Source organism: Nitratidesulfovibrio liaohensis (assembly GCF_011682075.1).
GTDB lineage: Bacteria > Desulfobacterota > Desulfovibrionia > Desulfovibrionales > Desulfovibrionaceae > Cupidesulfovibrio > Cupidesulfovibrio liaohensis.
Genome location: NZ_VSMK01000520.1, coordinates 1 through 1,549, shown reverse-complemented (window position 1 = coordinate 1,549; position 1,549 = coordinate 1). Strand labels below are relative to the sequence as shown.

Here is a 1,549-nt window from a genome sequence, read left to right as displayed (position 1 = left end):
GCCGGGGGCCAGCCGGTCACCTTCGCGGGCCAGCACGCGGGCCACCCGTTCGGCATCCTTGAAGGCCAGGGAAACCTGGCGCAGGTCCACGTTGCCGTACAGCACCACCGGCCCAGCGTCGGGCACGGGGCGCAGGGCGCGCCAGGCCAGCACGCCGCCGACCATGCACAGCGCCAGCACGGCGAGGACGAGAATGCGTTTGTTCATGCGCTGCTCCGGAGACACGCGGGGACGCGTGGTGTCAGTTCCGTGATGGTAAGGCCAGCCTAGTTGGCTGCCGGGCAGAAGTCAAATTCAAATTTTAATTTTGAATTTGACACCAACCCTGTAGCCATCCTATAGCATGAGCATGAGGAAGTCGCCCGGTCAGAGTATCAACCACGGTGCCAGCCCACGGCAGGGCCATGAACAGGGTCGCGAGCAGGGCCGTGAATCCACCCGCCAGCGCCTGCTGGAGGCGGCGGGCATGGTCTTTGCCGAGCACGGATACGACCGGGCCACCGGCAAGGAAATCTGCGAGCGGGCCGGGGCCAACCCCGCGGCCATCAACTATCATTTCGGCGGCAAGGACAAGCTGTATGCCGCCGCCCTGCACGAGGCGCACCGACGCTTTCTCACCGCAGAGGACCTGCGTGCGGCGCTGCCGCCCGGCACGCCCCCGGCGGAACGGGTGGGCATCATCATCCGCGACCTGCTGTCCAACCTGCTCACCACGGACCCTTCCGCCTGGCAGCTCAAGCTGATGACCCAGGAGATGATGCGGCCCACGCCCTTCCTGGACGAACTGGTGCGCGCCGAAATCGTGCCCAAGTCCATGTTCCTGCGCGGGGCGGTGGCCGAGCTGCTGGGGCAGCCCGACAGCCATCCGGCCGTGCAGCTTTCGTGCATGAACATCATTTCCATGTGCCTCACCCAGTACCTGAACCGCGAGATTTTTCGCCGGGTGTTCCCCGGTCTTGCCCTTTCGGCGGACGGACTGGAACTGCTCACCGCACACACCCTGTCCTTCGTCACCGGCGGGCTGCGGCAGGTGGCCGCGACGTTGCCGGGGGCGGCCTTGCCGCAGGAGAACCAATGAACGCCGACCACGCTCCGGAACGACGCACCCGCTCCTTCCGCCTTTCCCGTTGTGGCGGATGGCTGCCCCTCGGCTTGATGCCGTCTGGCCTGTTGGCAACCGGCCTGATGGTAACCGTCCTTGCGCTGTCCGGCTGCGCCGTGGGGCCGGACTACGACCGCCCCGCCCCGCCCGCCGCGCCCACGGAATGGAGCGCGGCCAAGACCCGCCCCGAAATTTCCGGTGATGTTTCCGGCAGCGGGGCCCCTGCCGAGTCTGCCGGTTCGGTGGCGCCCCGCGCCGCCGTAAGCGCCGCCACCCCGGACGGCCAGTGGTGGGAACGCATGGGCGACCCGCAGCTGTCGGAACTGGTGGCCACGGCCGTGGGTCACAACAACGATGCCCTCATCGCCGCCGCCAACCTGCGCGAGGCCCGCGCCGTGGTGGGCGTGGCTAGGGGCGCGTTGCTGCCGGAAGCGGCGGCGGGCGGCA

General features: G+C 68.4%; 1 protein-coding gene and 2 pseudogenes. 2 read left to right on the top strand and 1 reads right to left on the bottom strand.

Annotated features, from left to right (window positions below):
- Nucleotides 1-207: pseudogene (locus FVW27_RS15190) on the bottom strand (hypothetical protein); the annotation flags it as partial.
- A 142-nt stretch (nt 208-349) separates the two neighbouring features.
- Between FVW27_RS15190 and FVW27_RS15185 the strand changes: the two are divergent.
- Nucleotides 350-1,078 (top strand): TetR/AcrR family transcriptional regulator, encoded by a 729-nt coding sequence (locus tag FVW27_RS15185; RefSeq protein ID WP_243838498.1) that lies wholly within the window; start codon nt 350-352, stop codon nt 1,076-1,078.
- Nucleotides 1,075-1,549: pseudogene (locus FVW27_RS15180) on the top strand (hypothetical protein); the annotation flags it as partial. The gene FVW27_RS15185 and the pseudogene FVW27_RS15180, both read left to right, overlap by 4 nt.